At 64.9% G+C, this 23,185-nt stretch carries 24 protein-coding genes; 12 read left to right on the top strand and 12 right to left on the bottom strand.

Translation table 11 applies throughout. The features are described from left to right. The first annotated feature begins 11 nt into the window (after positions 1 to 11). Positions 12 to 1,154 (top strand): helix-turn-helix transcriptional regulator, encoded by a 1,143-nt coding sequence (locus ACWAT4_RS04810; RefSeq protein WP_449729942.1) that lies wholly within the window; start codon positions 12 to 14, stop codon positions 1,152 to 1,154. Between the two features lie 23 nt (positions 1,155 to 1,177). Here ACWAT4_RS04810 and ACWAT4_RS04805 read toward each other — a convergent pair whose 3' ends face one another. From ACWAT4_RS04805 to madL, 3 genes are read right to left on the bottom strand one after another with little or no spacing between them, the layout of a single operon-like run. Then, positions 1,178 to 1,894, bottom strand: a complete 717-nt coding sequence (locus ACWAT4_RS04805) for a GntR family transcriptional regulator (protein ID WP_212298515.1) — start codon at positions 1,892 to 1,894, stop codon at positions 1,178 to 1,180. Continuing rightward, positions 1,895 to 2,659: a malonate transporter subunit MadM gene (gene madM, locus ACWAT4_RS04800; RefSeq protein ID WP_212298516.1), complete on the bottom strand. Its 765-nt coding sequence runs from the start codon at positions 2,657 to 2,659 to the stop codon at positions 1,895 to 1,897. Further along, on the bottom strand, positions 2,656 to 3,090 hold the full coding sequence (gene madL, locus ACWAT4_RS04795; RefSeq protein ID WP_212298517.1) for a malonate transporter subunit MadL: 435 nt from the start codon (positions 3,088 to 3,090) through the stop codon (positions 2,656 to 2,658). The genes madM and madL overlap by 4 nt, the downstream gene beginning before the upstream one ends. A 194-nt stretch (positions 3,091 to 3,284) precedes the next feature. Here madL and mdcA point away from each other — a divergent pair, with 194 nt between their 5' ends. The 8 genes from mdcA to ACWAT4_RS04755 are packed head-to-tail and all read left to right on the top strand — an operon-like array spanning position 3,285 to position 9,836. Continuing rightward, positions 3,285 to 4,931, top strand: coding sequence for a malonate decarboxylase subunit alpha (gene mdcA, locus ACWAT4_RS04790; RefSeq protein ID WP_449729941.1), 1,647 nt, complete (start codon positions 3,285 to 3,287; stop codon positions 4,929 to 4,931). A gap of 11 nt (positions 4,932 to 4,942) precedes the next feature. Next, complete coding sequence (mdcC, locus tag ACWAT4_RS04785; protein WP_449729940.1) at positions 4,943 to 5,260, top strand: malonate decarboxylase acyl carrier protein; 318 nt, start codon at positions 4,943 to 4,945, stop codon at positions 5,258 to 5,260. After that, the gene (locus ACWAT4_RS04780) at positions 5,257 to 6,171 is read left to right on the top strand and encodes a biotin-independent malonate decarboxylase subunit beta (RefSeq protein WP_449729939.1); all 915 of its coding nucleotides are present in this window, start codon (positions 5,257 to 5,259) and stop codon (positions 6,169 to 6,171) included. Before mdcC ends, ACWAT4_RS04780 begins: the two co-directional genes overlap by 4 nt. After that, the gene (gene mdcE / locus ACWAT4_RS04775) at positions 6,158 to 6,898 is read left to right on the top strand and encodes a biotin-independent malonate decarboxylase subunit gamma (RefSeq protein ID WP_449729938.1); all 741 of its coding nucleotides are present in this window, start codon (positions 6,158 to 6,160) and stop codon (positions 6,896 to 6,898) included. Before ACWAT4_RS04780 ends, mdcE begins: the two co-directional genes overlap by 14 nt. After that, the gene (gene mdcG, locus ACWAT4_RS04770; RefSeq protein WP_449729937.1) at positions 6,891 to 7,538 is read left to right on the top strand and encodes a malonate decarboxylase holo-[acyl-carrier-protein] synthase; all 648 of its coding nucleotides are present in this window, start codon (positions 6,891 to 6,893) and stop codon (positions 7,536 to 7,538) included. The genes mdcE and mdcG overlap by 8 nt, the downstream gene beginning before the upstream one ends. Next, positions 7,535 to 8,389, top strand: a complete 855-nt coding sequence (gene mdcB, locus ACWAT4_RS04765) for a triphosphoribosyl-dephospho-CoA synthase MdcB (protein WP_449729936.1) — start codon at positions 7,535 to 7,537, stop codon at positions 8,387 to 8,389. The genes mdcG and mdcB overlap by 4 nt, the downstream gene beginning before the upstream one ends. Beyond that, the gene (locus ACWAT4_RS04760) at positions 8,383 to 9,303 is read left to right on the top strand and encodes an acyltransferase domain-containing protein (RefSeq protein ID WP_212426389.1); all 921 of its coding nucleotides are present in this window, start codon (positions 8,383 to 8,385) and stop codon (positions 9,301 to 9,303) included. The genes mdcB and ACWAT4_RS04760 overlap by 7 nt, the downstream gene beginning before the upstream one ends. 59 nt (positions 9,304 to 9,362) lie before the next feature. Continuing rightward, a complete protein-coding gene (locus ACWAT4_RS04755; protein ID WP_212426390.1) occupies positions 9,363 to 9,836 on the top strand; it encodes a hypothetical protein in 474 nt (157 codons plus the stop codon). Here ACWAT4_RS04755 and ACWAT4_RS04750 read toward each other — a convergent pair. Genes ACWAT4_RS04750 through ACWAT4_RS04740 form a run of 3 tightly spaced genes read right to left on the bottom strand, consistent with a single transcriptional unit; the run spans position 9,833 to position 12,592 of the window. Further along, positions 9,833 to 10,672 carry a bifunctional allantoicase/(S)-ureidoglycine aminohydrolase gene (locus ACWAT4_RS04750; RefSeq protein ID WP_449729935.1) on the bottom strand — a complete coding sequence of 280 codons (840 nt, stop codon included), beginning with the start codon at positions 10,670 to 10,672 and terminating at the stop codon, positions 9,833 to 9,835. The two genes, ACWAT4_RS04755 and ACWAT4_RS04750, sit on opposite strands and share 4 nt — an antisense overlap. A gap of 51 nt (positions 10,673 to 10,723) precedes the next feature. Continuing rightward, a complete protein-coding gene (locus ACWAT4_RS04745; protein WP_449729934.1) occupies positions 10,724 to 11,233 on the bottom strand; it encodes an ureidoglycolate lyase in 510 nt (169 codons plus the stop codon). A 24-nt stretch (positions 11,234 to 11,257) separates the two neighbouring features. Further along, positions 11,258 to 12,592: a C4-dicarboxylate transporter DctA gene (locus tag ACWAT4_RS04740; protein ID WP_212298528.1), complete on the bottom strand. Its 1,335-nt coding sequence runs from the start codon at positions 12,590 to 12,592 to the stop codon at positions 11,258 to 11,260. Between the two features lie 242 nt (positions 12,593 to 12,834). Here ACWAT4_RS04740 and ACWAT4_RS04735 point away from each other — a divergent pair, with 242 nt between their 5' ends. Then, positions 12,835 to 13,698 carry a LysR family transcriptional regulator gene (locus ACWAT4_RS04735; RefSeq protein WP_449729933.1) on the top strand — a complete coding sequence of 288 codons (864 nt, stop codon included), beginning with the start codon at positions 12,835 to 12,837 and terminating at the stop codon, positions 13,696 to 13,698. 22 nt (positions 13,699 to 13,720) lie between these two features. Here ACWAT4_RS04735 and ACWAT4_RS04730 read toward each other — a convergent pair whose 3' ends face one another. From ACWAT4_RS04730 to ACWAT4_RS04705, 6 genes are all read right to left on the bottom strand, one after another. Next, positions 13,721 to 15,520 carry a hypothetical protein gene (locus ACWAT4_RS04730; protein WP_449729932.1) on the bottom strand — a complete coding sequence of 600 codons (1,800 nt, stop codon included), beginning with the start codon at positions 15,518 to 15,520 and terminating at the stop codon, positions 13,721 to 13,723. Positions 15,521 to 15,820: 300 nt separating this feature from the next. Beyond that, positions 15,821 to 17,008 carry an ABC transporter permease gene (locus ACWAT4_RS04725; RefSeq protein WP_449729931.1) on the bottom strand — a complete coding sequence of 396 codons (1,188 nt, stop codon included), beginning with the start codon at positions 17,006 to 17,008 and terminating at the stop codon, positions 15,821 to 15,823. A 4-nt stretch (positions 17,009 to 17,012) separates the two neighbouring features. Beyond that, on the bottom strand, positions 17,013 to 18,173 hold the full coding sequence (locus tag ACWAT4_RS04720; RefSeq protein WP_449729930.1) for an ABC transporter permease: 1,161 nt from the start codon (positions 18,171 to 18,173) through the stop codon (positions 17,013 to 17,015). Next, positions 18,170 to 18,871, bottom strand: coding sequence for an ABC transporter ATP-binding protein (locus ACWAT4_RS04715; RefSeq protein ID WP_212298533.1), 702 nt, complete (start codon positions 18,869 to 18,871; stop codon positions 18,170 to 18,172). The genes ACWAT4_RS04720 and ACWAT4_RS04715 overlap by 4 nt, the downstream gene beginning before the upstream one ends. A gap of 19 nt (positions 18,872 to 18,890) precedes the next feature. Next, positions 18,891 to 19,958, bottom strand: coding sequence for an efflux RND transporter periplasmic adaptor subunit (locus tag ACWAT4_RS04710; protein WP_449729929.1), 1,068 nt, complete (start codon positions 19,956 to 19,958; stop codon positions 18,891 to 18,893). Between the two features lie 64 nt (positions 19,959 to 20,022). Beyond that, positions 20,023 to 21,159: a helix-turn-helix domain-containing protein gene (locus ACWAT4_RS04705; RefSeq protein ID WP_212298535.1), complete on the bottom strand. Its 1,137-nt coding sequence runs from the start codon at positions 21,157 to 21,159 to the stop codon at positions 20,023 to 20,025. Between the two features lie 421 nt (positions 21,160 to 21,580). Between ACWAT4_RS04705 and ACWAT4_RS04700 the strand changes: the two genes are divergently transcribed. After that, a complete protein-coding gene (locus ACWAT4_RS04700; RefSeq protein ID WP_212298536.1) occupies positions 21,581 to 22,027 on the top strand; it encodes a hypothetical protein in 447 nt (148 codons plus the stop codon). 5 nt (positions 22,028 to 22,032) lie between these two features. Then, entirely contained in the window at positions 22,033 to 23,124 is a 1,092-nt protein-coding gene (locus tag ACWAT4_RS04695) for a hypothetical protein (RefSeq protein ID WP_449729928.1), read from the top strand. The last annotated feature ends 61 nt before the right edge of the window (positions 23,125 to 23,185 follow it).

Genomic DNA, 23,185 nt, shown 5'->3' with positions numbered 1-23,185 from the left:
AGTGGTTTGGAATGCAGCAGGCTTCGGTCGAAAGGTTTTCGTACCTCATCGGCGGCATCTATGATTGCGTGATCGCACCTGAACGCTGGGCCGACATCCTGAACGAGATATGCGCGGAGTTCGGCTTTGCCACCGGCGCGCTTTCGGTGGCCAGCCTCACCAACATGAAAGCCGTCGTCAATGCGGTCTCCGGCTCCGACCTGACCGAGATGACCCGGAATGCGATCGGCTATGGGGCCGACATCATCGAGCTCTGGGGCGGTGCCGAGCGTATCCGGCAATACCCGCTCGGCGAACCCATCGTTCAATCCCAGGCGGTCCGGCAGGAGATCATTTCCGGCAATCGCTATTATCGCGAATGGGCCCTGCCCAAGGGCCTGTTCGACGCCGTTGCCGTCGGTCTCGTGCGCGACAGAATGATGGTCGGAAATGCGATCTTCAGCCAGCACGAATCCGCCGGCGCCATCGACGATGCGCAGGTCAACGGATTGCGCCTTCTCGCGCCCCACATCCGCCGCGCCGTGACCATCAGCAACCTGTTCGACATGAAGACGGTGGAAGCCACGACATTCGCCGCGACCATGGAGGCTCTGACCGTCGGCGTCGTCCTCGCGGACGAGGAGTCGAGGATCGTTCACAGCAACGCCGCCGCCACCGCGATGCTCGCAGCCGGCGATCCGATCACGACCCGACATGGCCGGATCGCGGTTGAGTCCGCGACGACGAGCGCCACATTGCAGTCGGCCGTCGCACAAGCCGCAAGGGACGAGGCCGCACTCGGCCAGAAAGGCATTGGCATCGCGGTCCCTCGCCCGAACGGCGCCCCTCTCGTCATCCACGTCCTGCCGCTGCGACGCGGCCACATGCGAGCCCGCCTGGCCCAGCGCGCCGCCGCGGCGCTGTTCGTGGCGTCGGCCTCGGGACCGCCGCAGATGTCTCACGTCGCCCTCAACCAGCTCTACGATTTGACGCCGGCCGAGATCCGCATCTTCGAGCTCATCTGCGAGGGACATACACGCGACGCGATCTCAGGGCTGCTCGGCGTGTCCGTCGCCACCGTGAAAACCCATCTGCTTCATGTGTTCGAGAAGACGGGATGCCGCCGCCAGGTCGATCTGGTCAGGCTGGCGAAATCGCTGACGTTCCCGCTATGACGCACGGGTCGGACGGCGCGGCATCAAACGTCGTCGGGCTCAGGCGACTGAACCGGCCTGACGCGGTCTTCGATGTAACGCCGCAGCGCCGCCGCAGCGTTCAGCATATGTGCACGCATCCGGCGTGAGGCGGTCTCGCCGTCGCCCTCGGCGATCGCCTGCATGATGGCATCATGCTCGTCGCGGGACTTGCGAATGCGATCGCCCTGCCGCAATTGCGTGCGGCGGAAGGCACTCAACCGCGCACGCACGTCCTGGGCCTGCTCGGCCATGAACGAGTTGTGCGTCGCGCTGTAGATGCATTCGTGGAACACCCGGTTGAAGGCATCGTAGGCATCGACGTCACTGGCCTCGACCATCGCCCGCGAACCTTCGTGCAGCTCGATCAGGCGGCTGCGCTCGAGCGGCGTCATGCGATAGGTCGCGAGGCGGACGCACATGGCTTCCACCTCTGCGCTGGTCTCGAACATGTCCATGATCCGCTCGGGCGTCATCCGCGCCACCACGACCCCGCGACGCCCACGCACCTCGACCAGTCCGCTGACGACGAGCTGCCGCAGCGCCTCCCGCACCGGCGTGCGGGAAGCCCCGAAGCGATCGGCAAGCTGCTGCTCTTCCAGAGCCGAACCGGCGACGAGCGCACCGGACGCGATCTCGTCCGTGAGCGCATTGCGGATGCGATCGGAGAGGAGGCCGCCATCTTCTTCTGCTTCGGCTGCGACTTTGAACAGACCCGCCATTCAGCTTCCTATGATTGCGCGCACCGTGAAGTAGAGAATGGACGGTGCGGCCAGGCATCCCAACCCGGTATGAAACGTCGCGGTCAATGCGCCGTAAGGCACCAGACGCCGATCGGTTGCCGCAAGACCTCCGGAAACGCCACTGACCGTCCCCATCAAGCCGCCGAACACCATTGCGCTGCGCGGATTGTCGAGGCCGATCATCTTCGCGACGAAGGGCGTACCGATCATCACGATCACCGCCTTGAATACACCGGTCGCGATCGAGAGCGCAATGACCGGCGACGACGCGCCGATCGCTGCCCCCGTGACCGGACCGACGATGTAGGTGACCGCACCCGCGCCGATCGTCGTGAGCGATTCGGCATCAGTGTAGCCAAAGGCTGCGGCAACGAGAACGCCCAGAATGAACGGAACGACCGTTCCCAGTCCGAGCGCGACCGCACCGATCAATCCGGCCTTGCGCGCATGGATGACATCGACCTCGAAGGCGGTGGCGACGATGGCGAAATCCCGCAGCATCGCGCCGCCCATCAGGCCGATCCCGGTCAGCGCCGGCAGGTCGGCGACGCCCTTTTCGCCGCCGGTGGCAAGCCCGCCGAAAAAGGCCAGCACGAGACCCAGCATGATCGCGATCGCCGAGCCGTGGATGCGCCCGAAGGTGAGGTATTTCGAGATCGCACCCGAGATCCACATCAGGATCCCGACGGCGGCGAACGCCGTGATCAGCGCATTGGCGGCGAGAACGTGAGAGATCATGGTCATCCAACCCTCCCGGATTTGAAGTGGGGCACATTCGCCTCGATCGCCTCTCGGGCCTCGATCTCGTCCATGGTCTCGACGCGGCCACTGAGCCGGCCGATCAAGGCCACCATCGTGAAACACACCGCGACCGCGCCTAGCCCCGCAATGACGACAATCGGACCGCCTTTCGCCGCGGCGACGACGTTCTGCTGCGCGGCCATGGCGACCACGATCGGAATGTAGAAGCTGCCCCAGAACTCGACGCCGGTGTTGAGCCCGCGGCTGAGCAGGCCGTGCCGCACCAGCCAGAGCCGGGCGGCGATCAAGAACATCATCGCAATGCCGACGCCGCCGACATTGGCCTTCACACCGAGGGCAACGCCGAGCAGGTCCCCAAGCAGGCCCCCCAGCAGCGTGCAGATCGCAAGCAGAGCTACGCCTGAAATGGTCACGGGCGCCTCCCCTCTGTGAGCGGGGCGCGAGTCCCCGGATACGGGCCTTCTGCATGCATTCGCATCATAAATTCCCTCCTGTGTATGCGAATATCCATCGCTTATGGGTTTACGTATACACTAATTGACATTCGAAGGCAATACGCATACATTCGACGTCATCGAAGACCAACCTCGCATGCCAGGGAGCCGAAATGAGCGATTGGGGTATGCAAAAGGCCGCCCTAGGCGAACGCCTCGCGGCCGGCCGACAGCACGCCAGGGGGAAGGTCGTCCCGATTCCCGACCTCCCCGCATTTCTGAAGGGGGTGATCCGGTCAGGCGACCGGGTGTGCCTGGAGGGCGATAATCAAAAGCAGGCCGACATCTTCGCCTCGGCGCTCGCGAACCTCGACCCCCGGGATGTCCATGACCTGCACATGGTGCAATCAGGCGTGGTCCTGCCCTCCCACCTCGACATCTTCGAGAAGGGCATCGCGCGGCGGCTCGACTTCTCCTATTCCGGCCCGCAATCGGCGCGCATCGCGCGCATGCTGTTCGGCGGCAAGATCGAGCTCGGCGCCGTCCATACCTATCTCGAGCTATTCGCCCGCTACTTCATCGACCTCACGCCGAACGTCGCGCTGATCGCGGCGGTGAGCGCCGACAAGGACGGCAATCTCTATACGGGGCCGAACACCGAGGACACGCCGACGGTGGTCGAGGCGACGAGCTACAAGAACGGTCTCGTCGTGGCGCAGGTCACCGAGATCGTCGACAAGGTGCCACGCGTGGATATCCCTGGCGACCTCGTGCATTTCGTGGTCGAGGCTGGCCGTCCCTTCTATGTCGAGCCGCTGTTTACCCGCGACCCCGCCGCCATCACCGAGACCCAGATCCTGACGGCGATGCTCGCCATCAAAGGCATCTACGCGCCCTACGGTGTGCGCCGGCTCAATCACGGCATCGGCTTCAATACTGCCGCGATCGAGCTGCTGCTGCCGACCTATGGCGAGAAGCTCGGCCTCAAGGGCAAGGTCTGCACCCATTTCGCGCTCAATCCACATCCGACGATGATTCCGGCGATCGAAGCCGGCTGGGTCGAGCAGATCCATTGCTTCGGATCGGAAGTCGGCATGGAGCATTACGTCGCCGCGCGCTCCGACATCTTCTTCACCGGACCCGATGGCTCGCTGCGCTCCAACCGCGCCTTCTGCCAGACCGCGGGCCTCTATGCCTGCGACATGTTCATCGGATCGACGCTGCAGATCGACCTCGAGGGCCACAGCTCGACGGTGACGACCAGCCGCATCGCCGGCTTCGGCGGCGCGCCAAACATGGGCTCCGATCCGCGTGGCCGCCGTCACCCGAGCGAGCCCTGGCTCAAGGCTGGTGCCGAAGCCGACCCCGATTCCAGCGCCGCGCTGCGCCGGGGCCGCAAGCTCGTGGTGCAGATCGGCGAGACCTTTGGCGAGCGCAACACGCCGCTGTTCGTCGAGCGGCTGGATGCGCTCGATCTGGCGCAGGAGCTCAAGCTCGATCTCGCGCCGGTGATGGTCTACTCGGACGACGTCACCCACATCGTCACCGAGGAAGGCATCGCCAACCTCCTGATGTGCCGCAGCAAGGACGAGCGCGAGCAGGCGATCCGTGGCGTCGCCGGCTACACCGATATCGGCCGTGCGCGGGATGCAAAGCTCGTCGAGCAGCTCAGGCAGCGCGGCGTGATCCGGCGCCCCGAAGATCTCGGCATCGATCCGCTCGACGCCGACCGCAATCTGCTCGCGGCCCGTTCGATCAAGGATCTCATGCTGGCCTCCGGCGGCCTCTACCGCCCGCCCAGCCGTTTCCGCAACTGGTGAGGAGTCTTTGCATGGAAAAGCTCAGCTTCAGACTGTCTGCACCCAGATCCGCCAGCGGCACCCGCGCGCAGGCGATCGTCGGCGTGGTTGCCTCCGGCAATCTCGAAGTGCTGCTGGAACGGTCCCCGCCGGCCGACACCTGCACAATCGACATCGCCACCGCCGCGCACGGGTTCGGCGCGGTGTGGGACGCCGTGGTCCGCGACTTCGTCACACGTCGCCCTGCCGGCGGCTTGCGCATCTCCATCAATGACGGCGGCGCGCGGCCTGACACGGTCGCGCTGCGGCTTGCCCAGGGCGTTCGCAAGATCGAGGAGCCGGAACGATGACAGCTGCGACCTGCAATGACGTCTCGCTGAGCTGGTACGAGGCCAGCGCCCGGCAGCGCATCGACGCGCTGGTCGATGCCGGCAGCTTCTGCGAATTCATCGGACCGGAGTTGCGCGAGATCAGCCCGCATCTGGCGATCTTCGACCTACCCGAGCAGTTCGACGACGGCATCGTCGTCGGCCGCGGCCGGCTGGACGGCAAAGCCGTTCTCCTCGCCGCGCAGGAGGGGCGCTTCATGGGCGGCGCCTTCGGTGAAGTCCACGGCGCCAAGCTCACCGGGCTCTTGCGAGCGGCGCGCGCGCTCAGCCAGGACGTGCTGATCCTGTTCGACACCGGCGGCGTGCGGCTGCAGGAGGCCAATGCCGGCGAGCTCGCGATCGCGGAGATCATGCGCGCGGTGATCGAGGCGCGCCGCGCCGGCGTCAACGTCGTCGGCCTGATTGGGGGCCGCGCCGGCTGCTATGGCGGCGGCAGCCTGATCGCCGGCACCTGCTCGAAGGTGATTATCTCCGAACAGGGCCGGCTCAGCGTCAGCGGCCCCGAAGTGATCGAGACCAACAGGGGCATCGAGGAATTCGACTCGCGCGACCGCGCGCTGGTCTGGCGCACGATGGGCGGCAAGCACCGCTTCCTGATCGGCGGCGCCGATGCGTTCGTCGACGACGAGGCACTGGCGTTTCGACAAGCCGCGATCGTCGCGCTCAAGATCAGCGCAGGATGTGACGTCGCGGTTCTCGCAGCAGAACAGGCGCGTCTGGAGCGACGGTTGCAGCGCTTTGGCGAGGTCAAGGATGCCGTCGAGATCTGGCAGACGCTCGGCATCGACCAGCCGACCGAAATCCCCGCACGTCCGACCGGCGCGTTCCTTCTCGCGGCCGATAACAGGGAGAACGCCGATGACGCTCGCTGACATCCTGGCCGGCCTTTTCCCGAACGGCAGTAGCATCGAAACCTCGGGCGCGATGATCTCCGGGCAGGCGGTGCTGTCCGGCGGCGGACCAATCCACGTGCTCGGCATCACGCAAGGCCAGCCGCTCGGCGTGGACGAAGCCATCGTGCTCGCGGGACGCATCATCGAGATCGTCAAATCGGGCAATCGCGCGCCGATCCTGATCCTGGTGGATTCTGCCAGCCAGCGCATGAGCAAGCGCGACGAGCTGCTCGGCCTCAGCGAGTATTTGTCGCATCTCGCCAAGACGCTGCTGCTGGCCGAAGCCGAGGGGCATCACACCATCAGCCTGCTCTATGGCGGCAGCGCCGCCGGCGCATTCATCGCTACTGCGCTCGCCACCGGCACGCTGGTCGCGCTGCCCGGCGCCCATCCTGCGGTGATGGATCTGCCATCGATGGCGCGGGTCACCAAGCTGCCGATCGATGTGCTGAAGGCGAAGGCCGAAGTAACGCCGGTGTTCGCGCCCGGGCTCGACAACATGGTGCGGACAGGCGGCATTGATGTCGTCTGGGACGCAGGCGCGCCCCTCGCGCCGCAGCTTGCCGCCGTGCTGCAACGACCGCAAGGACAGGACGATCGCGGCCGGCTCGGCGCTGCGCGCGGCGGACGGCGCAAGGCCGCCGAGATCGCCGATCGCGTTGTCGCGCTCGCGGCGGCTCCGCATCAGGAGGCGCGACATGGCTGAGCCGCTCGCGCGCCACAGCATGGTGAAGGCGTCGGCGTCCGGATGGAGCGCCGTGATGAACCGCTATCCCGAGCTCGCCAGCGAGCCGATCGTCGCAGGCTGGGTCGGTGCCGGCCATCCGCTCATCGTTCGCCGGCCAGCTTGCAGCGACGTCGCTGGAATGATTCCGCTCGGCCTGCCGCTGCCGGCCAGCCACGGCAAACGGCGCATTGCGATCTCGCTCGCCGCCGCCGATATCATCGCATTCGCCCTGCCCCCCTTGCTGGCCGACGCCGCCGCAGCAGCGCCTGCGCATTGGCGCACGACGATAGACCTGCTGCTTCAACTTCTGCCGGAGACCCGCACGTTCGGCAGCTTGGCCTGGCAGCATCTCACCGGCCTTCCCTACCTTACCGAGGGTTCGGACCTCGATCTGCTCTGGCCGCTGTCGGCAGCAACGCAAACGGAGACCCTGCCGTCCGCCATCGCCGCGATTGCCAGGCAAGCGCCAATGCGGTTGGACGGCGAGATCACGGGTCCCGCCGGCGGCGCGCAATGGCGTGAGCTGATCGGCAATGACGAGGACGAAGTTCTCGTGAAAGGTCCGACCGGTGTCGCGAGCACGACGCGCGCGGCCTTTCTGTCCCGAGCCGCGTCATGAACCTTGCCCTGAGATGGCAAGCGGCGCCGCAACGCGCATTCGATGCTGAGCAGCTCGGCCGTCTCGCATCGCTCTCCCTGACGCTCGAGGTCGAGACCTATCCTAAGCCGGGGTTGGTCAGCCATGTCGACAACGGTGCGCATCGCGACATGGATGCCGCGCTGCTGCGCCGGAGCGCCGACACGCTGGCGCCGTTCTTCAGTAAACTCGCCGCCGCAGGCGCCGAGGGCGCCGGCATGGGCCGGTTGCGCGCGATCGGAGTTGCGGCGGAAGTTGCGATGCTGGCGGCGACCTCGGGCGTGAATACGCATCGCGGCGCGATCTTCGGACTGGGCCTGCTCTGCGCCGCGGCCGGCTATCGCAGCGCACTCGGCATCCGCAAGCCGCTCGGCGAACTGGTGTCGCAACGTTGGGGCGAGGCTATCCTCGACGGCCCGATATCCTTGCGCAGCCATGGCGCCGTGGCATCACGGCGCTACGGCACCGGCGGCGCCCGAGCGGAAGCCGCTTGCGGCTTTCCCTCCGTCTATAATGTCGCCGTTCCCGCGCTGCATGCGGCGCGGCAGCTCGCGCCTCATGATGAGGAGGCGGTCCGGGTCCAGACCTGCATGGCGCTGATCGCCGAGGTCGCCGACACCAATCTGCTGCACCGGGGTGGAGCCGATGGATTGCACTTCGCACAAGCCAGCGCATCCGCATTTCTTGCCGCGGGCGGAATCGGCCGCCCAGGCTGGCATGATCGCGCAACCGGCATTCACCGGGCTTTCGTCGCGCGCAATCTCAGTCCGGGCGGCTCGGCAGATCTGCTTGCCATGGCCCTGTTCGTCGATCGGTTTGAATCCGGATGCTAGCACTGCTCTGCGGCGGTCAGGGGACCCTCTCGGACAAGATCCTTGATCTGGTCTCGGAGAACCCTGTCGCGGAGCCGATCTTCATGGCGGCAACAGCTTGTCTCGGTGAAGACCCGCGCGAGCTCGTTAGGACGCGCGGCACGGACGAGCTGGCCGCCAACCGTGTCAGCCAGATCCTGACCGTCACATCGGCCCTCGCGATCCACGCCTGCATTGCCGATCTGCTGACCGGACCAACCGTTGTCACTGGCTACAGCGTCGGCGAAATGGCAGCCTGGAGCGTTGCGGGAATATGGACTGCCGACGAAGCCTTGCGGCTAACAGCTATTCGCGCGCGATTGATGGATAGCGTGCCCGGTCCGGACGGACGGCTCGGCTATGTCCGCGGGCTCGAACGGCCAACACTCGAAACGCTGCTTGCAAAGCATAGCTGCGAGATCGCGATCAGGAACCCCGATCTCCTTTACGTGGTTGGCGGCACGGAGCGGGACGTGATCAATCTCTGCCACGAGGCATCAACGCAGCGCGCCGCGCGCGCCGGCCTTCTCGCCGTCAAGATCGCCTCTCACACGTCGCGGCTCGCGCCCGCCTGTGAGCCCCTGCAGCAGGCGCTCGCGGCAAGCACATTCGCCCCTGTCGCAGACCGGAAAATCCTCCTCGCCGGAGATGGCGGCGAACGCATCTTCTCCGTGCCGGATGCGATGGCAAGGCTCGCAAGCCAGGTCGCACGCGAGATCGGCTGGGCGGCGACACTGGAGGCTCTTGCGGAGCAAGGCGTCGATCGTGTCCTGGACCTCGGTCCAGGACACGCGCTGGCCGAGATGATGCAAGGCGCCGCTCCGTCGATCCACTGCTACGCCGCCGACGGATTCCGCAGCGTCGAGGGCTTGCGCAACTGGATTGCGTCCGGATAAGGCGCCAGGTGAACCTCGCGGTCACCGACCGACACCAACGCAGCATGATTTCTCACCTGATGATCATCGCCCTCGGCTTCCGGCTAACCGGAGCCTTGCTTGGCGTCGCAGCCGTCGCCGCGCTGATCGATTTTGCCGACACCGCAATGACGCTGCGCCGATTGCCGGCGGATACCAGCGCGCCGGTGGATGTCGGCACCTATGGCCTTGCCGGACTGCTGCACAACGGCGCGCGCGGCGCCGGCAAGGTCCTGTCCGCGCTGCTCACCGGCCCCGGTTTCTGGGTCGTCGTCATCCTGGCGATTGCGGCGGTCGCGGCGCTGTTGTTCGCCATCCTGCTCTACCTCGTCGGGCGCGGAATCGGTCACCACGCCAATTGGGCCCGCATCATCGCCATCATGATGAGCATCGGCCTCGCGACCGCGTCCTGTGCGATCCTCGCCGCACTGCGCGGCGATCAGGCGCCGGTGGCGATCGCGCCGATCGCGCTGTCGCTCTACACGTTATGGGCCCTGATCTGGCGCTTTGACTAGACCAGCGGCGCGCCCTGCCGCAGATTCATGTGCCGGTTGACGTCCTTGTAGAGAAGATAGCGGAACCGGCCGGGGCCGCCTGCGTAGCAGGCCTGCGGGCAGAACGCGCGCAGCCACATATAATCTCCGGCCTCGACCTCCACCCAATCGCGATTGAGACGGTAGACCGCCTTGCCCTCGAGCACATACAGCCCGTGCTCCATGACGTGCGTCTCCATAAAGGGGATCGTTCCCCCCGGTTCGAGCGTCACGATGTTGACGTGCATGTCATGGCGCATGTCGGCGGGATCGACAAAGCGCGTGGTGGCCCACCGCCCCTCGGTATCAGGCATCGGCACCGGCGCAATCGAACCTTCGTGGGCCACGATCGGCTCGGGATCGGCCAAACCCGGCACACGCTGGTACAGCTTGCGGATCCAGTGAAGCTGGGTCGGCGCCGCCCCGCGATTGCGAAGGCTCCACTCGCAACCCGGCGGCACATAGGCAAAGCTGCCGGCCTTCAGCTCCGTTTCCTTGCCCGCCAGCTTGAGAGTGACCTGCCCGCCCACGACGAACAGCACACCCTCGGCGTTCTCATCGGGCTCGGGCTTTTCACTTCCCCCGGCCGGCGCGATGTCCATCAGATAGTGAGAGAACGTCTCGGCAAAGCCGGAGAGCGGGCGTGCCAGCACCCAGACGCGCGTATTGTCCCAATGCGGCAGGTAACTCGTGACGATATCGCGCTGCACGTTGCCCGGAATGACGGCGTATGCGGTCGTGAAGACCGCCCGGCCGCTCAGAAGATCCGTCTGCGGCGGAAGGCCGCCCTGCGGCACGTGATAAGTTCGCGATGACATCTTTGCGCCTCGTGAGGTTACCGGTGCGATGGGTCAGCAGTAGCCCACGGATTACGCTCCGGAACGGTGATCCGGCATCAGATCGAGCTGCATCGTCTCGTCCAGCCAATATTCTTCGAGATTATTCCCCTCGCCCTTGCGGTCGACCACAAGAAACGGGCTTGCCTCCTTGCGAACCAGAAGCGGGTGATGCCAGCAGTTGCGGGCATAGTTGACCCCCTGATGCCCCGCCGCCGCGAACGCCCGATAGCTAGCAGCATTGCGCGGGTCCATGCAAACCACGACCAGCCAGTCCACGCCATTGAGCGGCATGAACAGCTGGCTTCCGAGCGGATGGCGCTCCATCAGGCGGATTGCGACCGGCGCAGGACGCACCGAGGCGACAAACCAGCTGATGTTGACCTGTCCGCCCTCCGCGGCGACGTCGATATTGGCAAGCTCGTTAAAGCGGCTGGCATAGCCCTGGTTGATCGACAGGGGTATTGCCCCTTCCGTTTCGACGACGTCCCCGAACGGTGCGAACGCCTGCTTCGTCAGGGGTTCGATCGAAAGTGTCGCCATCGCCAACCTCACACGCGTCCGCGTTCAAAGCGTCTGCAAACCCGCGACGGGAGCATCCGCACCCGCGGCATCGGCCTGCAGAGGTTCGCCTGAAGGAACCATCTCGCCATCCAGGATACGACGGGCCTTCGCGCGATCAAGGTCGCCTTCCCATGAGGCGACGACGACCGTCGCAACGCAGTTTCCGACATAATTGCCGAGCGCGCGAGCGATACCAATGAACCAGTCCACCGACAAGATCAGCACCAGCCCGATCGCCGGGATGGCCGGTATAGCCGACAGCGTCGCGGCGAGGACGACAATGGCCGAGCCCGGGACGCCGTGAGCCCCCTTGGAGGTGAGCAGCGCGACGCCGAGGATCGCCAGCAGGTCTCCCATGGCAAGCGGGGTATTGGTCGCCTGTGCAATGAAGACCGCCGCCAGGGTCAGGTAGATCGAGAACGCATCCAGGTTGAACGAATACCCGGTCGGGATGACGAGGCCGACCGTCGATCGCTTGATCCCGAGCAGTTCGAGCTTGCGCATGGTCTGCGGCAGCACGCTGTCGCCCGCGGCCGTGCCGAGCACGATCATCAGCTCCTCGCGCAGATAGGCCAGCAGCTTGAACAGGCTGAAGCCGGACAGGCGCATGATCGCGCCGAGAACGACCACCACGAAGAGGATGACGGCCAGGTAGAACAGGCCGACGAGGCCGCCGAGCTGCTTGAGCGAACCGATGCCGTACTTCCCGACGGTGAACGCGATCGCACCGAAGACGCCGATCGGGGCGAGCCGGACCACGAAATTCATCATCTTGAAGATGATCTCGTTGACGCGCTCGATGAAATCGACGACCGGCTTTGCGCGCTCGCCGCACAATGACACGGCACAGCCGAACATGATCGAGACGATCAGCACCTGCAGGACGTCGCCGGAGCTGAAGGCGCCCACGATCGTGCCGGGAATCAGCTTCATCAGGAACTCGGAGACGCCGCCGCCGGCGACCTGGGCCGCGGTCTGGCTGAATCCGCTGAGCGCCTTGGCATCCAGCGTGCTGGGATCGATGTTCATGCCGGCGCCGGGCTGGAAATAATAGGCCAGCGCAATGCCGAACATCAGGGCGACGGTGGTGACGATCTCGAAATAGAGCAGCGCGCGGATGCCGACCCTTCCGACCTTCGACAGGTCCCCGGCCGCTGAAATTCCCTGCACCACGACGCAGAACACGATGACGGGCACCAGCATCTTGATGAGCTTGATGAAGCCGTCACCGAGCGGCTTCATCTGCAATGCCGTGCCCGGATAGGCCATGCCGAGGGCAATGCCGAGCGCGAGTGCGACGACGACCTGGAAGAAGAGTGACTTGAAGATCCTGGGCATGGTTTTCCTCGCTCGCTGGGGCTTGTGTCTGTCTGGCTTGGTCGGCTTTGAGCCTTTCGCCATTTCTTGTCGTTGGCGGCGACATGGCGCCGCTGCGTCCGGAGCCATCCGCCGCTTGCACGACGGAAGAAGGGCTCCATCGGTCATTCGTTGACTAGGTGCGACATCAAGTCCAATATATAGAACGACACGATTGATAGGTTTTCCCTATGGACCTTCGCCAGGTCAGATACTTCATTGCGGTGGCCGAGGAGCGCAGCTTCACCCTCGCCGCCCGGCGACTGAACCTTTCGCAGCCGCCGCTCAGCCAGCATATCCAGGCCCTCGAGGCGGAGCTGGGCACCCAGCTGCTCTACCGAACGAGCCGCAAGGTCGAGCTGACGCAGGCCGGTGAAGCGATGCTGCTGCGGGGGCGTGCGATCCTGCAACAGGTCAAGTCCGCGGAAGACGAGGTACGGTCGATCGGCGCCGGCCTGATCGGAACGTTGGACCTTGGCGCGACCGGCTCCATTCTGCGCGGTCGTCTGGCGGAGTTGCTTGCGGCCTACCGGCAGGTCGCGCCCCTGGTCAGGATGACGGTACATGAGCAGGCGCCGGCGCTGCAGATCGCGGCCCTGCTCAACCGCACGACCAACATCTCGCTCATTCGCGGCATTCCCGGTGAACGCGACCTGACCAGCAAGCTGGCATGGCGGGAAGAGGTCGTCCTCGCGGTGTCCCGCTCGCACCGGCTGGCGCAACGCAAGCGCATCACCCTCGGTGAGTTGGCGTCGGAGGATCACGTCATCCTGGACCCCAACAGCTCCGATTTCGCGCGCTATGTGCAGACCTGCTGCGTCGATGCCGGCTTCCTGCCGAAGGTGTCCCAGCAAGTCGTGGACGCGCAGTCGATCCCGAGCTTGATCGCGGCCGGCTTCGGCGTCGCGCTCGTGCCGCAGTCGATCGCGCGTTTTACGACGGCCGATATCGTGTTTCGTCCGATCCGGCCCTCACCGCCCGCGGCCGACGTGTTCCTGGTGTTCAGGGAGGACGAGACGTCGATGGTGGTCCACAATTTCATCAAGCTCGCGCTGCGGTATCTGAGCCAGCGGAAAAGGCTGGGGTAGGACTTCGCGGCCACGGGACTGCTCACCTCACGCACTTGTCGCTGTCCCGGTCCCATTCGGGACGATTGCGAGCGCGCTCCGCGGCCTGCACGATGAAGGACCGGCCTTGGGCGATGTCCTGAGGGGTAGACTTCGGCGGAAACGGTACCTCGTCGATCGCGCGGCCCATGCGAACCATGGCGACGCCCCACCAGGTCATGTGACTCACGTCGCCGCCGAGCGGCCGACGCGGTTGATCGAACAATGCGATGACATCAGGCAGCGCACCGGCGGCATCAGGCCCAAGCCGAATGAACGCACGGCACACGGCCTCGACGACGTGTCGCCGCCTTTGCCACGGCTCGACCTGCACATCCGCCTGAAGGATACGCACCAGCTCCGGTACGCCTGCCTGGCCCTGATCGGACAGGCGCTCGATCAGATGGGGCAGATTCAGTCGCATCGACTGGTCGCGCAACAGCGCAATCTCGTCGGCTGTGGGCACCGCAAACGTTCCAGGGGCCATCTTGCGCACCAGACCATCGAGACTGCTGCGCAGCTCAGGAGGCGTCGCGGGATTGATCAATCGCGCGATGATGGCGCCGCGAAGCTGCGGCCGCACGGGAGCGCGGACGTTGTCGAACAGCGGCCGCAGATCGGTCACCCTGGTGTCGGCAATCACCTTGCCAAGCAGTTCGTAATCGCCGTCTTTCATGGAAAACCAGTCGAGCGTCGCAAGCCAGCGGGGCGCGAGCGCGAGGTCCACCTGAGGATCGGGTTGCAGCAGGGCCGCGGCGACCCGGTCGCGCATGTCGGTCACGCCATCGCGGCGGTGGACGGCCGGGGCATCTTGCGGTTCGGGCGGCCGCGCCAGCGTCGTTTGATCGAACAGCACCTTGATCGGCTGGACGCCGGCGAAGCCGTTACCGGCTTGCAGCGTGGTCCGCGCCAGTTCCCAGCCTGAGCGGGTGAGCATGTCGGAAGGCGTTAGAAGCAGCGGCGCCACGACGACGTCGGCCGTCGCGTATTCACGGCGCAGCAGCACGCGTCCACCGCGGTCGCGCAAATCCAGTTGCTTGAGGCCGACCCCATGGGCGTCCCGGCCGATCGCAGACGTCATCTTGATCGTCAGATCGTGATGCGGAGGCGACGGAACGATGGACAGCGTGACGTCGCTTGCAAGCCGCAGAGCCCAGTGGGAGATGACTGCATTCTCCCGCGCCTTGCGCGCCGCGATGATGACCTCGGGAGCACCAATGACCTGCTTCTCCGGCAGGTATTGCAGGATCAGCTCGGGCTTTTTCGGAGCCACATCATTGGAGCCGGCTTCGCTCTTGGGCACCAGGCGATAGCTGATCGGCTTCACCGCATCGCCGCGCTCATTCGTGCCGGTGAGCGTGACCGAGGTCACGCCGGGCGTATCCAGCAATGAGGCGCACAGCGCATAGCACGGCACGCGCCAATTGAGCTCGCTGCCTTCGGTCGGTGTCCTGTCGCTGTCGAGGAGAACGTCCCCGGCAATGACGACGCGATCGGACGGGACCACGTCCCCCTGTGTCGCCTGATGGAAGGCGTGCCGCCCGGACAGTGCCATCGGCAACGTTACGACGACGCCGAGGCCGAGCGTCATGACGCCCGCAATGAGATTGGCAGCGCGCGGGTGAGATACGGGCAGATAGCGGCGCACGATCGCAAACGTCGCCGTATAGAGGAACACGGTGGGCGCGGCCCAGAGAACGAGGCCGGGAATGATCAGAAGCGCCAGGCCGAAAACTATCAACTGCGGTATCGCGACAGCGATCAGCGCCAGAAGCCCGCTAACCCCTAAGACGATCCAGACCATGACGTCCTCCGCGCCATGAGCCGGCGACAACAGCTGCACGATCCGGCTGCGTCGAACCCTGCGCCGCCAAACCTAGGCTCGGACGCTTAAGGCTCGGCTATTGAAGATCGTTAACTGTTCCTCTCGCGGGGCGGGCGAGATTGAATGAAGGAATTTCGGTGGGGGCTGGAGGGAGGCTGGGATCGCTTCACACGCGGCGCCCGCTGCGCTCAACTTACGCCAGATGCGAACAAGCCAGCGCAGTTCAGCGAGGGGCAAACGATGCAAGTCACCTGCGCCCGCAGCAAACGCCGCGGGCGATCAGCCGTAGAGCCCGGCGACAATCGGCATGCGGGCGGCGCGGAGAGCGGGAAACAGTCCGCCGAACAGGCCGACCGCAAGCGCGAGCAACAGGCCCTGGCCGATGAGGCGTGGGCTGAGCTGGAAGTTGAACACGACCTGGCTGAAGCTTCCGCCCATGGTCGAGGCGGTGAAGCCGTCAAAAATCAAGAAGGTGGCCGCGGCCCCGATCACGCCCCCGATCGCAGCGAGGATCAGCGACTCGACCAGCGTGCCGACGAACGCCGAAAAGCCGCCGAACCCGATGGCGCGCAAGGTCGCGATCTCGGTCGCGCGCGCCGCGACCGAAGAGTACATCGTGTTGAGCGCGCCGGCGAGCGAGCCGAACGCCATCGCGATCGCCAGGGGCCAGCCGAGCTTCTGAATCAGGTCCGAAGTATTCGACGCCTGCTGGGCGAAGTAGGCGGCCTCCGACATCACGTCGAGCTTGAGCCGCGGATCGTTGTCGCTGTACGCACGCAGCGTCTCGATCGCCGCGGGGCTCGATAGCCGCGCGCGGACGGTCTGGACGGCGCCGGCGCGCTTGAACAGGCTCTGCAACACCGGCAGATCGGCCCAGATCTCCGATTCGAACACGCTGCCGTCAGCGGCGAAGATTCCGACCACCGTCCACCGCGTATTGTTGAAGGTCACCGTCTGGTCGAGCTCGAAGCCCTCGAATTCCTTGCCCAGCGCCCGGCCGACGATGATCTCGTTGCTGCCCGGATTGAACATCCGGCCGGCGGTCATGACGACGCCACGACGCAGCGCCGGGCCCTGCGGCCCAAGACCCCGCAGCGGCAGGCTCGCCTTGGTCATCGTGCTGCGCTTGATTCCATTGACCGTCAGATAGAGCTCGCCCGAGGTCTGCGGCTTGCCGTCGACGGCTTTGGCGATGCCCGGACCGTCCTCGATCAACCGGACCTGATCGCGCAGGACGACGCTGTTGATCTCCGAAACCGCGCCGCTGCGCAACACAACGGCGATATCCTCCGCGCCGGAATCCGCGATGGTGCGCCGGAATCCATTGGCCATGGAGAGAAACGCCAAGAGCACGGTGACGACGAGACCGACCGCGATCACCGTCGCCAGCGACAGCCACAGGCGCTGCGGCAGGCTCTTGAGATTGATGGTGGTGACCGCCAGGATCTGCAGGATAATCGAGCGCATCGGGTCAGCTCCGTCCGAGCGCAGTGACGATATTGAGGCGCATCGCATTGAGCGCCGGTACCAGACCGGTGATGATACCGAACACGACCATCAGTCCCACCGCCACCGCTGCGATATCCGGATATAGCGACAACGTGGGAACGAAGCTCATCAGGCTGTCTCGCACCCTGGTGATCAGAAGCAGCGCGACGCAGAGGCCGGGCAGCCCGCCGAGCAGCGCCAGCAGGATCGATTCGCCGAGCACCAGGCGCAGGATACGGCCACCGGGAAAGCCCAGCGTCTTCAGCACCCCGATCTCGCGTGTGCGCTCGCGCACCGTCATCACCATGGTGTTGCCGACGATCATCAGGATCGTCACGAAGGCCGCCCCGACCACCAGCTCGACGATCAGCGCGACGTTCCCGAGCTGGGCGGCGAACGCCTTGTTGAAGGCCTTCTCGCTGTCGGTCGTCGTCTCATAGGGAGAATTGGCAAACATCCCGTCGATGGCGTCGGTCACGCGCTCGTTCGCGGCCACCGACGTGGTGCGCAGCGCCAGCCAGTTGATCAGGTCCTTGCCAAACGAGCGGGTCTCGTTGAAATAATCGTAGCCCATCAGCATGACGTTGGTGTCGGCCTGCGGAATGCGGGCGGTGAAGCTGCCGACGATGATGAAGTCCCAGGCGTGCGAGCCGTTCTTTTGGGACCAGATGCTGCTCGAGATCGGAATGTGATCACCGATCTTCCAGCCCCATTTCTCCATCATACGCGCCCCGACCAGCACGCCGGTGCGCTCGCGGATGAAGGCCGCGCGGACCTCGGGTGGAAACACGAAGTCGCTGTCGCGAAGCTTCATCCAGTTCTCCGGATCGACAGCAAAGGCAGCGATGAAGTTCCTGGGCTCCTGATAATAGCCTCCGAACCAGCTGAAGTGGGTGATCTGGGCGACGCCGTCGATGGCCGCGACGCGATTGTAGTAGGAGATCGGCAGGGGCTGGGTGAAGTTGATCTTGTTGAGGACCACCAGGCGGTCGGGCGTGGCGCGGTCCTGGCCGGCGTTGAAGGCGCGCTCGAAGCTCGCCAGCACGGCGAAGATTGCAAACGCGATCAGGATCGAGACCATCATCAGGACGGCTCGCAATTTCCGGCGGAACAGATTCTTGCGGATCAGGACCAAATCGTTCACGCCGCGAGCTCCTTCTCGATGAAGTGGCCCTTGTCGAGATGCAGCGATCGCTTGGCGTATTGCGCCGCCGCCGGGTCGTGGGTCACCATCACGATGGTCTTGCCGAGATCGCGGTTGAGCACTTGCAGGATCGACAGCACCTCGTCGGCGGTGGTGCGGTCGAGATCTCCGGTCGGCTCGTCGCACAACAGCAGCGCCGGATCGGAGACGATGGCGCGCGCGATGGCGACGCGCTGCTGCTGCCCGCCAGACATCTCCTTGGGATAGTGCTTGACCCGATCGGCGAGCCCGACCACGCCGAGCGCCGTCTCGACCCGCTCGCGCCGCTCCTTGCGGCCGAGCCGGGTCAGCAGCAGCGGCAATTCGACATTCTGCGCCGCGGTCAGCATCGGCATCAGATTGTAGAACTGGAAGATGAAGCCGATATGGGACGCCCGCCAGCGCGAAAGCTCGCTCTCGGACAGGCGGTCAAGGCGCTCACCGGCGACCTCGATCCCGCCTGTGTCGGAGCGGTCGATGCCGCCAAGCAGGTTGAGCAGGGTGGTCTTGCCGGATCCCGACGGTCCCATCACGGCGACGAAATCGCCGCGTGGAATGGCAAGGTTGAGACCATCGAAGATGGTGATCGTCTCCTTCCCCTTGGTGAACCGCTTGCACAGATCGACGATGTCGATCATCGGGTCGGTTGGCGATAACATGGGTCTTGCTCCCGCGTGCTTAGGGGGGATCGGACCGCGCCGCCGCGGGCGCGCCGTCTTCCTGGAATGTCACCTTGATCGCCATGTCCGGCAGAATGCGCGCATCTTTCACATCCATGCCGACGCGGACCTTGACGGTCGCCTTCTCGCGATTGGCGGTTGGCACGATTGCGATGACGGCGCCCGGGATGCGCCAGTCCGGATAAGCATCGAGCACGGCTTCGACGCGGGTGCCGGCATGCAGGCGGCCGATCGAGGCCTCGTTGACGTCAACCTCGATCTCGATCGAATCCATGTCGACAATGGTGCAGATGCCGGTGCGGGTGAAGCCGCCACCGGCCGACAGTGGCGAGATCATCTCGCCGGGTTGCGCGCTGCGGTCGACCACGACGCCGGCGAACGGTGCGCGGATCCGGTGCTTGCCGAGCACCTCGCCGGAGCGCTGGGCTTCGAGTCGCGCCGCTGCGAGTTGGGCCTCCGCCTGGTGGAGCTGGGCCCGCAGCACGCCGGCTCTCGCCTGCGCCTTGGTCAGATCGGCTTCGGTGGCATAATTCTTCCCCGACAGCGTCTGGGTTCGATTGAGGATTCGCTCGGCATCGACCAGGTCGGCGGCAATCGCGGCCATGGCCGCTTCGGAAGCCTCGGCGCGCGCCTGCGCCAGCGCGTAGTCCTTGTCGGCCAAGACATCGTCGAGCCTGGCGAGAACCTGGCCTGCCTGCACCACCATGCCCTCGTCGACCAGGAGATCGACCACCTTGCCGGTAACCTCGGCCGCGATGGTGGCCTTGCGGCGCGCGACGACATAGCCGGACGCGATCAGGCTGCTCGTGCTGCTCGGCGCAAGCGCCACGCTCTTCTGAAGCGCATTATCGGATCGCACGACCTGAGGAGACGGCCCCTCGACGGACGGTGTCTGCGCCGACTGGATCGGGCCGCCGAGCCAAAGCACCGCACCGCCTCCCAGGGCGACCAGGACGATCAGCCCGCCGATGGCCGGAAGCAGCCATCGTTGCGGCCGTGACGAATGCCCGGTCGACGGGGACCGTTCGATCGTGAGCGAGCGTAGCGATCGCGTCCTGTCATCCATCGTTAGAGCTTGCCCGGTCCGGCACGCTCTCTCTCGCCCGATACAGAATTCGGCTAGCCGATTTTCAACGGGATTGGCCGATTCTGAAGTTTCCGTCGTTTTCCAATGCGATGGCTGCCGACCGGGCAAGTGCGTCGCGACGGAATTCGGTCGGTGTCAGTCCGCTTTCGGCCTTGAACGCACGATTGAACGGTCCGATCGACTGGAAACCGGCATCCATGGCGATCGTCAGCACGGCGACATCCCGTTGGCTCGGATCGGATAATGCCGCCTTGGCCTCATCGAGGCGATAACGATTGAGAAAGGCATTGAAGTTGCGATAGCCGAGGCCCTCGTTGATGGCCTGGCGGAGACGGTATTCCGGCAAGTCGAGCTTGGCCGCGAGCGCGCCGATGGTGAGGCCTTCCTGCCGATAGACTCGTTCGACCGTCATCAAATTGTCGAGCCGGCGCAACAGCAGCGACGCCGTGGCATCCCGGCCGCCATCGGCCGTTTTGACCGGAGCCGCGCGATTTGCGTTTTCGGACGCGGTGGCCGCTGCCAGCGCGACCACGGCGGGAATAGCCGGCGGCGGATGGAACAGTCCCCATCCGGCCAGTGCCGCGATCGCCAGCAGGCCGGCGGCGGTGGCCAAGCTGCCGGACATGCCGAAGCTCTTGGCCGAGATCGACGTCAGTTCCGGGACCGAGAGCAAGACCACAATGAGAAGCGACAGAATCAGAACCGCGAGCCGCAGCCGGCGCCGGCCGGCGACAAGGTCGGTTTTCCACGTCCTCACCGTCTGCACGGCCGCGGAGAGTGCCAAAATAATCGCCAGGATCGACATCGATCGAACGCCTGCCTTGGCGAACATCGGCCATGTCGTCCATGTGTAGATCACCGAGAACCAGACGCCGACGACGGCCAGCCACAGGGCGCCATGCCAGCGCCGCACCACGAAATCGTCGTCGAAACTCGCACGCGCCCATAACCAGACAAGCACCGGATTGGCGCCGAGGACCGGCATGATCCACAAGACCGCCAGCTTCGGCACGAACGGTGCGGTCACGATTGCATAGAGCGCGCCCGAGGCGGCCATGGCCACACTGAGCCATTTGATCGTATCCAGCGGGCGAACACGCCCCAGGGTAACGACCACGATCATCAGGAAAAGGCCCGCAACTGCGCCGCGCAGGCCGAGGTCAAGTGCGGTGGCTTCCATCCTGTCCGCGATTCATGTGCTGGCGAACCATTTGCCGTCGAAGAGCCGCTCGGCAACTCAAGTGCAGACGCTACAACCTAAGGATAATCGGGTGAGTGTCAGGTGGCAAACTAGCGCTGCGGGAGGCGATCCAGGGCAGCCCGTCCCCGCCAAAGTGACTTCGCCGGGCAAGCTTCTCTGCTTCGCTATGAGGAGAACTTGCCGCACCAAGCGCAGCTGAGAGGGTCATGGACCCATTCAGCATAAAATTGCGGACATGTATCTCATTGAAATTACGATCGGAATCCACACGCTGACACGCCAATGGAGAGCCGCCCCTGCAAATAGTTGCAATGCTACCGCAATTGCTACGAGCCGTATTTTCAGAATCGTAATCCCCGCGGGGCATCCTCCCGGCGTAGGCTCGCAGGGAGTGTGACGCATGACTGCGGTGTTGGAAGTTTATGACGAGCGGCGGCCGGGCGCCGAGCCCGAGTTGCGCCACCGGCTTGAGTTGCCGACCGAACGGATGACCGCGCGCGAGCTGATCCGCTGCCGCATCGAGGCGGACGTGGCCTTGCACAATGCGGTCGAACGCGCGCGCCTTGACGGGAAAATCGCCGAGCGTGATGCTCCCAACGGATGGCTGGTCACGCCGGGTCCGGTCGAGCGAGCCCTGAACGGGCCTCGCGACGTCTATGGTCCGGGCACCTATCTCGACCTGATCGAGAGCGAGCCCTTGATCGCGGTCGCACTCGAGGCGTTTGCGCGCAATGGTTTCTTCATGATCCTCGACGGCCACCAGATCGTCGACCTCGATGAAGTCTTGACGGTCGGGCACGATAGCACCGTGACTTTCCTCCGCCTCGTGCCGCTGGTCGGCGGCTGATACGGATGTCGCAATATCCCTACGACCGCTTCGTCTATTTCGCGCCGGCGCGGGGGGTCGTTGCGCGCGTGCAAAGCGCATGGTTTTCGACGCAACATTCTTTTTCGAACAGGATTCGGCAGCTCAGAACGCGCCTGAGTGCGTGGTGGCATCGCGGAAAGCACCAACCCCTGGCAGCTTTCGATCCACGCACCGGACAGCCCGTTCTCGCTGGCATTCCCGACGGCGCCAATTTTTGCCGGACACGACATGGCCGCGCGACGATCCTCTGGTCGACTTACGGGTCGGGCGGGACTTGCCATCTCTGCCTGGCCCAGAACGTTCTGACCGCCACGGGCAAGCGTATCGAGACTTCCCAGCCGAGACGCCCCCACGATTCCGGAGACGGCTGGATCTGGGGACGCTTCGAGATCAAGGCTGACGATGTCGCGCTCATCGACGATCCCCGGGCAAAACCGAAATACGATCCCGACGCGGACCCAGAAGCGACCCGGCAGGAGAAGCTCCTGGCGACGTCGCCGCGATTCCGTGCGGCGGTCGCAGACCCGGATTGCGCGCGCGTCGCATTCCTCCTGCTGAGCCAACTCGAATGGTTCAATGTCGGGGATCGCGACGAGCTCCCGGCGTTGAGCGGCAGCATCGCGGCGATGATCGCGGGCGTCCGCGATCGCGGTGAAATATATACGGATTACAAATTCGGCGCGACCACGGTTGGCATTCCGGAGGCCGACATCCGCCGTCACACGCGCGAAATTCACGACATCATGGGCGAGTTGGGTTGGCGAACCCACACGGCGGAAGAGCTTCGATTGAAGGCACGAGCCGACTTCAATAGCCGGGTCGACGAGAGGATCGCGAATTGGAACAGCCTGGCTGAGCTCGAGGCACGCGCCGCCGACTCTTGCAAGCCGACCGGCGGCCGATATGCCGAAATCCCGATGCTGATCTACGAGGGCGAAGAAGCGTGGGCCGAGCAACTCCCTCAGGCCACCAAGCTCATGATGTCCGAGGAATATGCCCGGCGTGTCCGCCATCTGATCGCGACCAACCGCATTTCAAACGACGAATATCGCATTCTGACGGGTTCGATTTGGTAGCCGCGAACGATGCGCACGCCTCAATCGTTCAAGGGCGTGACAGTCTCCCGACATGTATTTA

This window comes from Bradyrhizobium sp. T-1 (genome assembly GCF_053592855.1).
Note: the sequence above shows the minus strand (reverse complement) of the source record. Positions and strands in the feature narration are given on the sequence as shown.

Coding starts and splice junctions, on each gene's coding strand:
- ACWAT4_RS04705 (WP_212298535.1), bottom strand. CDS start 21,159: ATGGAAGCCACCGCACTTGACCTCGGCCTGCGCGGCGCAGTTGCGGGC.
- ACWAT4_RS04760 (WP_212426389.1), top strand. CDS start 8,383: ATGCTAGCACTGCTCTGCGGCGGTCAGGGGACCCTCTCGGACAAGATC.
- mdcG (WP_449729937.1), top strand. CDS start 6,891: ATGGCTGAGCCGCTCGCGCGCCACAGCATGGTGAAGGCGTCGGCGTCC.
- ACWAT4_RS04805 (WP_212298515.1), bottom strand. CDS start 1,894: ATGGCGGGTCTGTTCAAAGTCGCAGCCGAAGCAGAAGAAGATGGCGGC.
- madM (WP_212298516.1), bottom strand. CDS start 2,659: ATGACCATGATCTCTCACGTTCTCGCCGCCAATGCGCTGATCACGGCG.
- ACWAT4_RS04810 (WP_449729942.1), top strand. CDS start 12: ATGCAGCAGGCTTCGGTCGAAAGGTTTTCGTACCTCATCGGCGGCATC.
- ACWAT4_RS04750 (WP_449729935.1), bottom strand. CDS start 10,672: ATGTCATCGCGAACTTATCACGTGCCGCAGGGCGGCCTTCCGCCGCAG.
- ACWAT4_RS04710 (WP_449729929.1), bottom strand. CDS start 19,958: ATGGATGACAGGACGCGATCGCTACGCTCGCTCACGATCGAACGGTCC.
- ACWAT4_RS04755 (WP_212426390.1), top strand. CDS start 9,363: ATGATCATCGCCCTCGGCTTCCGGCTAACCGGAGCCTTGCTTGGCGTC.
- ACWAT4_RS04730 (WP_449729932.1), bottom strand. CDS start 15,520: ATGGTCTGGATCGTCTTAGGGGTTAGCGGGCTTCTGGCGCTGATCGCT.
- mdcE (WP_449729938.1), top strand. CDS start 6,158: ATGACGCTCGCTGACATCCTGGCCGGCCTTTTCCCGAACGGCAGTAGC.
- ACWAT4_RS04715 (WP_212298533.1), bottom strand. CDS start 18,871: ATGTTATCGCCAACCGACCCGATGATCGACATCGTCGATCTGTGCAAG.
- ACWAT4_RS04745 (WP_449729934.1), bottom strand. CDS start 11,233: ATGGCGACACTTTCGATCGAACCCCTGACGAAGCAGGCGTTCGCACCG.
- ACWAT4_RS04695 (WP_449729928.1), top strand. CDS start 22,033: ATGTCGCAATATCCCTACGACCGCTTCGTCTATTTCGCGCCGGCGCGG.
- mdcA (WP_449729941.1), top strand. CDS start 3,285: ATGAGCGATTGGGGTATGCAAAAGGCCGCCCTAGGCGAACGCCTCGCG.
- mdcB (WP_449729936.1), top strand. CDS start 7,535: ATGAACCTTGCCCTGAGATGGCAAGCGGCGCCGCAACGCGCATTCGAT.
- ACWAT4_RS04740 (WP_212298528.1), bottom strand. CDS start 12,592: ATGCCCAGGATCTTCAAGTCACTCTTCTTCCAGGTCGTCGTCGCACTC.
- mdcC (WP_449729940.1), top strand. CDS start 4,943: ATGGAAAAGCTCAGCTTCAGACTGTCTGCACCCAGATCCGCCAGCGGC.
- ACWAT4_RS04725 (WP_449729931.1), bottom strand. CDS start 17,008: ATGCGCTCGATTATCCTGCAGATCCTGGCGGTCACCACCATCAATCTC.
- ACWAT4_RS04700 (WP_212298536.1), top strand. CDS start 21,581: ATGACTGCGGTGTTGGAAGTTTATGACGAGCGGCGGCCGGGCGCCGAG.
- ACWAT4_RS04780 (WP_449729939.1), top strand. CDS start 5,257: ATGACAGCTGCGACCTGCAATGACGTCTCGCTGAGCTGGTACGAGGCC.